Below are 8,586 nucleotides of genomic sequence, written 5' to 3'. Positions count from 1 at the left end.
TGAACCGCCCCGGGTTTGCCGGAGACCCCAACTCGTGAGAAGTAGGGTCTATGACAAGCAAAACGACGAACAAATTTTCTCCTGAAGTCCGCGCCCGCGCCGTTCGGATGGTGACGGAACATGAAGCCGAATACTCATCGCGCTGGGCGGCGGTATCATCGATAGCGACCAAGATCGGCTGCTCGGCGCATACCCTCCATGAATGGGTGAAGAAGGCCGAGGTCAACAGCGGCAAGCGTGCAGGTCTGCCAAGCGACGTGGCTGAGAAGATGAAGGCTCTGGAACGGGAGAACCGGGAGCTTCGTCAGGCGAATGAGATTCTACGCAAAGCCTCGGCGTATTTTGCCCAGGCGGAGCTCGACCGCCCACTGAAGCGATGATTTCCTTCATCGACGAACACCGTTCGGTGCTCGGGGTCGAGCCGATCTGCAGGCTGCTGCCGATTGCCCCGTCCACCTATTATGAGGTCGTCGCCAAGCGCACGGACGTGGGTCGCCTATCGGCCCGCGAACGGAATGATATTGCCATGAAAGTCGAGATACGCCGGGTGTTCAACGAGAACTTCCAGGTCTATGGCGTGCGGAAAGTGTGGCGACAGTTGCAGCGAGAAGGCTTCGATATCGCTCGCTGCACCGTCGCAAGGCTGATGAGAATGATGGGTCTTCAAGGCATCATTCGTGGCAAGCCAATCAAAACCACTGTATCGGACAAGTCTGCCCCGTGTCCGCTCGACCGCGTCAACCGCCACTTCAAGGCTCCCGCGCCGAACATGCTGTGGTTATCCGATTTCACCTATGTCGCGACCTGGCAGGGCTTCGTCTACGTGGCCTTTGTCATCGATGCCTTCGCCCGCCGCATCGTCGGCTGGCGGGCCAGTCGAACGGCGCACGCGGGATTCGTCCTCGATGCTCTCGACCAGGCACTGCATGATCGGCGGCCCGTCAAACGTGGCGGGCTGGTTCATCATTCCGACCGCGGCTCGCAATACGTGTCCATTCGCTTTTCCGAACGGCTGGCGGAGGCGGGCATCGAGCCGTCTGTCGGAAGCGTCGGCGATAGTTACGACAATGCTCTCGCCGAAACGATCAACGGTCTTTACAAGGCCGAGGTCATTCATCGGCGAGGACCATGGCGCAACTTCGAAGCCGTAGAGTTCGCCACGCTCGAATGGGTCGACTGGTTCAACCACCGCCGTCTTCTGGAACCCATCGGGAATATACCGCCAGCAGAGGCAGAACGACGATACTACGCCATGCTGGACGCACCAGCTATGGCCGCATAACTTAAACCAAACGGTCTCCGGCAAACCCGGGGCGGTTCAGTACCGCCGAAGTCGTGCTGGCGACTGCCAGAATAGCGGGGATCGACCCAGAGACGCAGGAGCCGCTCTATGATGGAGGCACCGAGATTCACTGGGATACCCAGGAGACCCAGCACAAGGATGGACAGATGCTGTTCGTGTGTTCGAACGGCCAAGACTGGACCTTCGACCAGCTCACCCAAGTGGTAGCGCGCCCGTAGCCAGCGTTCGCTCGGACGCTCACTTCGAGCATCGCTGCGACACGGCGCCTTCTACGGGGCTGGGCAGCGCGTGCCGACCTGTCCCATTTTACAGTCAGACACTTCCGATTCTGGACCCTACTTTTGTGATTCCGCGCCGAGCGCCGTTGGCCAGGCCACATCTTCTGGACCGTTCATGATCTTCGGGTTCGGAACCAAACGTCGTTATCGTTCCTCCTGCCCGGGTACTAACGCCAAGCTTTCAAAAAGGAGGGGTAGACATGTTGAGCGCCCGTCAACGTTTTCAGCTTGAATGGAATGGCCCTCCTCTAAATATTCTTATCTAGGGCATAGTTTTTATGCTTGACGGCCAAGAATTCTCGCCTGAGCATATTTATCTCTTCAACGGACATTACCCTCACATGCTCGACAACACCCTAACGCGGCCAGCGCTGGCCCGCGCACTCTCGACTATTGCCGACACGCAACCCAACCTCTCGGACGTGCTTGCGTCTGGACGCAGCGCGTGGCTGAGCCACCTCATTCTCAACGGCATTGATCCCTCGTTGACAGTCTCGCCTGATGCGGTCGCTCTCGACAGAGACATCGCAGACCCTGAGCATCTCGGATACGCCAAGTCCGGATGCGCCGAAGCCTCCCAGCGCTTGCTGCTGCACCATGCAGTCACAGATAAGCTGGATGTCGATAGCATCCGCCTCGACGGCCGTCCTTGCCTCTTCGAACTGATTCAACCTCTCGATTCAGGAGTCGACAACTTCGATTCTCGCGGAAACGGCGTTTGCGGGAGGCAGGCATGAGTAGGCGTGGCGGTGGGCGAGACAGGCAACGCGGACGTCAGCAAGCCTATCGGGAGCGTCTCAAGAGGGAGCGCCGTCCCGGTCGTGATGACGTCGCCCGCATTGCGCTCCACTGGCTGATCGTCAAGACAGCAAAGCTGGCGGTAAGGACGAGCAACCCTGCACGCATGCATGTCGTGGAGGATGCTTTGCTGGATGGCTTGGTCGCCCAAGGTTTCGACCTGAGAGCTTCAGACCAGGTGCTGGGTGAGCTAATCGACAAATATGTCGATGGCGGCTGGAATTTCCGGCGCAAGCTCCATCTCCAGGAGGAGCCTCCCACCTCGGCGCGCATCCTGCTGGACCGGGATGATGCCGACTGAACGGCGTTTGCTCATCAACACGGCCACTCCCCCCATTACTCCATATAACGCCGTTTACCATTGAATCAGAACGAGCCGCCCTCCTCAGGGCGGTTCCGCACCCACCGGCTTGTAACCGGCCCATTTGGTTTTAGGTACCGGGTAAAAGAGGTGACCATGACCAAAAGAGTGCTTATCTACGCCCGCTACTCCACCGACCTGCAGCACGAGGTGTCTATCGAGACGCAGGTCGAGCTTGGCAAGGAGATGGTAGCGCAGCGCGGCTGGAATCTGATCGACATCTTCGAAGACCGGGCAATCAGCGGGACAAGCTACAAGCTTCGGCGTGGCATCCAGGCGCTTCTGCGTCGCGTTGCGCAGGGAGACATCGACATCGTCCTCTGCGTCACCGTCGACCGCCTGTCCCGCGACATGGAGCACAGCGCCAGGATTCTCAAGGAACTTCGCTACCGCGATGCCGACATCTGGACCGTCCATGCCGGCGCGCCGGTCACCGACCTGGAGATGGCGCTCAGAGCAGCACTCAGCCATGAACTGGTCGAACAGATTCGCTACCGCACGCGCGAGGGGATGAAGACTACCGTCCGCAAGGGGAAATCAGCTGGCGGCTTGGCCTATGGCTACCGCATCAGGCTTGAGTATGATGCTGCCGGCGAACGTATCCGCGGCCTTCGGGATATCGACGAAGCGGAAGCCAAGATCATCGTCTGGATTTTCGAGCAGTATGCGAGCGGACGAACCCCGCTACAGATCGCGGTCGACCTCAATAGCCGGAATATACCTGGCCCACGTGGGGCCAAATGGCGCGACACCGCCATTCGTGGACACAGAAGGCGTGGCACCGGTATCCTCAACAATGAGGCGTACATTGGCCGCGTCGTCTGGAACCGTCGCGAATACCGCAAACATCCGGATTCGGAGAAGAGACTCGCACGGCATAATGATCAAGACCAGTGGGTGGTCGCCGAACAGCCGCGCCTCCGGATTGTCTCCGACGACCTGTGGGCTGCGGTCAAGCGCCGGCAGGCGGAGGTGGATCAGGCGTTCGCCAAAACGAACACCAACAAGCTGGCTCGCTCCCACCGTCCCCAGTATCTCCTCAGCGGAAGGCTCGAATGCGGCCACTGCCTTGGTCCCTATGCCATCATGGCCAAAGACCGCTATGGCTGTACCAATCGCCAGAAGAAGCTGCCAATCGACCACCTGGGCGGGATCGTCTGCACCAACAGCAAGACGATCAGTCGGGCTGAGCTGGAGAAGCGCGTCGTTGCGGCGATACCGGACAATCTCCTCGGAGCGGATAACGTCGAACGGCTGAACCGCGAGATGGCCGCTTCAATCGGCCAGAGGCAGATTAAAGCCTCGGCAGAACCTGCCAGGCTGGCGGCAGAGATCAAGGCACTGGAGGTCAAGCAAAGGGCATCGGGGAAACGATCGTCGAGCGGATGATGGCGGGCCATCAAAAGATACCGGCGCTCGATGCCAAGCTCGATGAACTGGAGAAGCAACGCCTTGCCCTGCAAGAGCGACTGGAGCAACTCCCACCTGGAGTGACGTCAGGCGGTACCCCGCCAGTCATCAACTCCAGCATGTTGCAGGCGGCGATCCGAGCATTGAAGCAAGCGAGATTGTCCTACACCGGCGACCGTGGAAGCCAGGTCTGGATCGATTTCCTGCGACGGATCATCAGCAAGGTCGTCGCCGAGCCGTCTGCCGATGGCAAGTCGGCAGACCTTGCGATCCACGGTCACCTCGCCGCCATCATGGCAGCCCAGGAAGCGTGGCGCGAAGCTTCGCGGGAATTGCGGGAGCGGCATGCCGCAGAGTTCGTCCGCAAGCGGGCTGCCGGTGAGTTCAAGACCGTGCAGGAGAAGGTGAGATATCTGAACCGGTGCCAGGCGATGCTTGCGGAGAAGGCGGCTGATTGGCTGCGGTTACAAGTGTCGGTGGTTGCGGGGGCAGGATTTGAACCTGCGGCCTTCAGGTTATGAGCCTGACGAGCTACCGGGCTGCTCCACCCCGCGTCACCAAGAATACGGACTTTCCTGCCCGGGAGCGATGTCAGGCGTAGCCTGATGAGGTGAGGCCGTAAAGAGATCGATCCGGTGGATCGATCTTAGGCCGAACGGGCTGCTCCACCCCGCGTCACCTGTTTCGGGCGTTTGCCCGGAAGGGAGTTTTTCGTTTTTGAGAAGATTGTTTTGTCCGCTTATGTTTTGCGGCATTGCCTTTAATAGACCTGGCAGCGACCTACTCTCCCGCGTCTTGAGACGAAGTACCATTGGCGCTGGGGCGTTTCACGGCCGTGTTCGGAATGGGAACGGGTGCGGCCGCCCCGCCATGACCACCAGGTCGATTAAGGGCAATGAACCAACATTTCTGTTGGCATGTGTTGAGAAGCTGGATTTTGGTTCATCGCCTGATCTTGTCCTGGCGGGCTGATCGCAGCCTGCCGGCTGCTGCCCTGCGGACGGCCCGCCAAATGCTTGGCGACGGCCTTTGGCCTGTATGGCTGCCCGGCGCTCTGTCGAGCAAGGGAGCCAGACAAGCTGGCGATGGTCTTATGTGAACACGTCTGGCTGCATCTTAGCGTCTTGCGACGCGTGATGAGCATTATCAATGAGAACGATCAAGTCGATCGGGCTATTAGTAAGGCTAAGCTTCATGCATTGCTGCACGTCCACACGCCTCCTATCAACGTGGTCGTCTTCCACGGCCCTGATAGGGAATACTCGTTTTCAGGTGGGTTTCCCGCTTAGATGCCTTCAGCGGTTATCCCTTCCATATATAGCTACCCTGCTATGCCCTTGGCAGGACAACAGGTCCACCAGAGATATGTCCATCCCGGTCCTCTCGTACTAGGGACAGATCCTGTCAATATTCCTACACCCACGGCAGATAGGGACCGAACTGTCTCACGACGTTCTGAACCCAGCTCACGTACCGCTTTAATTGGCGAACAGCCAAACCCTTGGGACCTGCTCCAGCCCCAGGATGCGATGAGCCGACATCGAGGTGCCAAACAACCCCGTCGATATGGACTCTTGGGGGTCATCAGCCTGTTATCCCCGGCGTACCTTTTATCCGTTGAGCGATGGCCCTTCCACGCGGGACCACCGGATCACTATGACCGACTTTCGTCTCTGCTCGACTTGTCAGTCTCGCAGTCAGGCGGGCTTATGCCATTGCACTCGACGACCGATTTCCGACCGGTCTGAGCCCACCATCGCGCGCCTCCGTTACTCTTTCGGAGGCGACCGCCCCAGTCAAACTACCCACCATACACTGTCCCGGATCCGGATGACGGACCGCGGTTAGACATCCATGACGATAAGGGTGGTATTTCAAGGATGGCTCCACGAAGACTGGCGTCCCCGCTTCAAAGCCTACCACCTATCCTACACATGCCGACACGAATGCCAGTGTAAAGCTATAGTAAAGGTGCACGGGGTCTTTCCGTCTGACCGCAGGAACCCCGCATCTTCACGGGGAATTCAATTTCACTGAGTCTATGTTGGAGACAGCGGGGAAGTCGTTACGCCATTCGTGCAGGTCGGAACTTACCCGACAAGGAATTTCGCTACCTTAGGACCGTTATAGTTACGGCCGCCGTTTACTGGGGCTTCGATTCAAAGCTTGCACCTCTCCTCTTAACCTTCCAGCACCGGGCAGGCGTCAGACCCTATACGTCGTCTTTCGACTTCGCAGAGCCCTGTGTTTTTGATAAACAGTCGCTACCCCCTGGTCTGTGCCACCCCTTCCTGGTTGCCCAAAAAGGGGTCACGCTTCTTCCGAAGTTACGCGTGCAATTTGCCGAGTTCCTTCAACATAGTTCTCTCAAGCGCCTTGGTATACTCTACCTGACCACCTGTGTCGGTTTCGGGTACGGTCTATAATGATGGAGCTATTTCCTGGAACCTCTTCGCTGCACAACCAATCCAGTAAGGTTGAACAACACACGAGATCCGTCACTACCACCAGGCCCACGAATATTAACGTGGTTCCCATCGACTACGCATGTCTGCCTCGTCTTAGGGGCCGGCTAACCCTGCTCAGATTAACTTTAAGCAGGAACCCTTGGTCTTTCGGCGAGAGGGTCTCTCACCCTCTTTGTCGTTACTCATGTCAACATTCGCACTTCCGATACCTCCAGAGGCCCTCACGGGTCCTCCTTCACAGGCTTACGGAACGCTCCGCTACCACTTGCAGTAAACTGCAAATCCTCAGCTTCGGTGCATGGCTTTAGCCCCGTTACATTTTCGGCGCAAAGACCCTTATTTAGACCAGTGAGCTGTTACGCTTTCTTTAAATGATGGCTGCTTCTAAGCCAACATCCTGGTTGTTTTGGGATCCTCACATCCTTTCCCACTTAGCCATGACTTGGGGACCTTAGCTGGAGGTCAGGGTTGTTGCCCTCTTCACGACGGACGTTAGCACCCGCCGTGTGTCTGCCGACTAGTACTCCCCGGTATTCGGAGTTTGGTTAGGATCAGTAAGACGGTGAGTCCCCATAGCCCATCCAGTGCTCTACCCCCGGGGGTATTCGGTCGACGCTCTACCTAAATAGATTTCGCGGAGAACCAGCTATTTCCGAGTTTGATTGGCCTTTCACCCCTAGCCACAAGTCATCCCGATCTATTGCAACAGATATGGGTTCGGTCCTCCAGTTGGTGTTACCCAACCTTCAACCTGCTCATGGCTAGATCACTCGGTTTCGGGTCTAATGCAACATACTCAATCGCCCTGTTCAGACTCGCTTTCGCTGCGCCTACACCTACCGGCTTAAGCTTGCATGTTACACTAAGTCGTTGACCCATTATACAAAAGGTACGCCGTCACCCTTGCGGGCTCCGACTGTTTGTAGGCATCCGGTTTCAGGTTCTATTTCACTCCCCTCGTCGGGGTGCTTTTCACCTTTCCCTCACGGTACTTGTTCGCTATCGGTCATGCACGAGTACTTAGGCTTGGAGAGTGGTCTCCCCATGTTCAGACAGGATTTCACGTGTCCCGCCCTACTCAAGGACAATCAGTGTTCTACGCCTACGGGGCTGTCACCCACTATAGCCAAGCTTTCCAACTTGTTCGGCTTTATTCCTGATTGCCACTGGCCTGGTCCGCGTTCGCTCGCCACTACTTGCGGAGTCTCGGTTGATGTCCTTTCCTGCAGGTACTTAGATGTTTCAGTTCCCTGCGTTCGCTTCTTATCCCTATGTATTCAGAATAAGATACCTTATCACAATACCTAGAAACCTCTTCTGTCCTCACGGCCAAAGGCCTGCGGACCGCGCGCCGGATAACCGGCGACGGGCTAGCGCCCTGTATGGGAAGTCCCACTTAAACGCTTCACAACAGAACAGATTTTCTAGGTATTTAAGGTGGGTTGCCCCATTCGGAGATCCATGGATCAAAGCTCATTCGCAGCTCCCCACGGCTTATCGCAGCGTATCACGTCCTTCTTCGCCTGTGCATGCCAAGGCATCCACCAAATGCCCTTACGACACTTAATCGTTCTCATTGCCAATGCTCATCATCTAGTCGATCGTTCGTCAGAACGAGCAACAGACCGGGCTACCTTTAACAACCCAGCCAACTCAACAATGCCATCGACGTGTTCGATCGGTCCGCTTTATTGGAGCTACGCCGAGCAGCTCGCTTGCGGCCGATCTTAAGACCAGCTTCTCGAGATTAAATCCGGGACCGCGCGGTCAGGCAACGGCCATCCATCAAATCGTCACAAGCACCACAAGGGCACCAACAACGATCGACCAGAGTGACAAGCTTCCTATCTCCACTGACCCCTCTTTCGTGTCCGGCCGGCTAGGCCATCAACGACATCATAAGGATCAGCTTCAAACTCGGACCTAAATCCGAACCTGGAAGCCTCCAGATCAATCTTCTCTTCACGA

General features: G+C 57.1%; 5 protein-coding genes, 1 tRNA gene, 2 rRNA genes and 1 other annotated feature. Of the genes, 4 read left to right on the top strand and 4 right to left on the bottom strand.

Annotation, left to right across the window (positions count from 1 at the left end; translation table 11 throughout):
* Nucleotides 1-50: 50 nt before the first annotated feature.
* The 4 genes from ACEPP2_RS20990 (at nucleotide 51) to ACEPP2_RS20975 (ending at nucleotide 4,129) form a co-directional block, all read left to right on the top strand.
* Nucleotides 51-1,282 (top strand): IS3 family transposase gene (locus ACEPP2_RS20990; RefSeq protein ID WP_395517195.1). Its coding sequence is split into 2 segments (ribosomal slippage): nucleotides 51-342 and nucleotides 342-1,282, totalling 1,233 coding nucleotides; the frame shifts between segments, so codons are not numbered across the junction.
* Nucleotides 335-451: a sequence feature (AL1L pseudoknot), on the top strand. It overlaps the preceding gene by 117 nt.
* 640 nt (nucleotides 1,283-1,922) lie before the next feature.
* The gene (locus ACEPP2_RS20985; protein WP_395517864.1) at nucleotides 1,923-2,318 is read left to right on the top strand and encodes a hypothetical protein; all 396 of its coding nucleotides are present in this window, start codon (nucleotides 1,923-1,925) and stop codon (nucleotides 2,316-2,318) included.
* Nucleotides 2,315-2,680, top strand: coding sequence for a hypothetical protein (locus tag ACEPP2_RS20980; RefSeq protein ID WP_395517863.1), 366 nt, complete (start codon nucleotides 2,315-2,317; stop codon nucleotides 2,678-2,680). Before ACEPP2_RS20985 ends, ACEPP2_RS20980 begins: the two co-directional genes overlap by 4 nt.
* Before the next feature lie 156 nt (nucleotides 2,681-2,836).
* The gene (locus ACEPP2_RS20975; protein ID WP_395517862.1) at nucleotides 2,837-4,129 is read left to right on the top strand and encodes a recombinase family protein; all 1,293 of its coding nucleotides are present in this window, start codon (nucleotides 2,837-2,839) and stop codon (nucleotides 4,127-4,129) included.
* 107 nt (nucleotides 4,130-4,236) lie between these two features.
* On the opposite strand, the gene ACEPP2_RS20970 is transcribed toward ACEPP2_RS20975, so the two are convergent.
* From ACEPP2_RS20970 to ACEPP2_RS20955, 4 genes are all read right to left on the bottom strand, one after another.
* A complete protein-coding gene (locus ACEPP2_RS20970) occupies nucleotides 4,237-4,497 on the bottom strand; it encodes a hypothetical protein (RefSeq protein ID WP_395517861.1) in 261 nt (86 codons plus the stop codon).
* 130 nt (nucleotides 4,498-4,627) lie between these two features.
* Nucleotides 4,628-4,704, bottom strand: a tRNA-Met gene (locus ACEPP2_RS20965).
* Between the two features lie 213 nt (nucleotides 4,705-4,917).
* Nucleotides 4,918-5,032: ribosomal RNA gene (rrf, locus tag ACEPP2_RS20960) — 5S ribosomal RNA — on the bottom strand.
* A gap of 273 nt (nucleotides 5,033-5,305) precedes the next feature.
* Nucleotides 5,306-8,187 (bottom strand): 23S ribosomal RNA (locus tag ACEPP2_RS20955).
* Nucleotides 8,188-8,586 lie beyond the last annotated feature (399 nt).

Origin of the sequence: Pseudorhizobium flavum (genome assembly GCF_044142885.1) — a bacterium.
Lineage (GTDB): Bacteria > Pseudomonadota > Alphaproteobacteria > Rhizobiales > Rhizobiaceae > Neorhizobium > Neorhizobium flavum.
The sequence above is the reverse complement of the archived record's forward strand: the minus strand, read 5'-3'. Positions and strand labels throughout refer to the sequence as shown.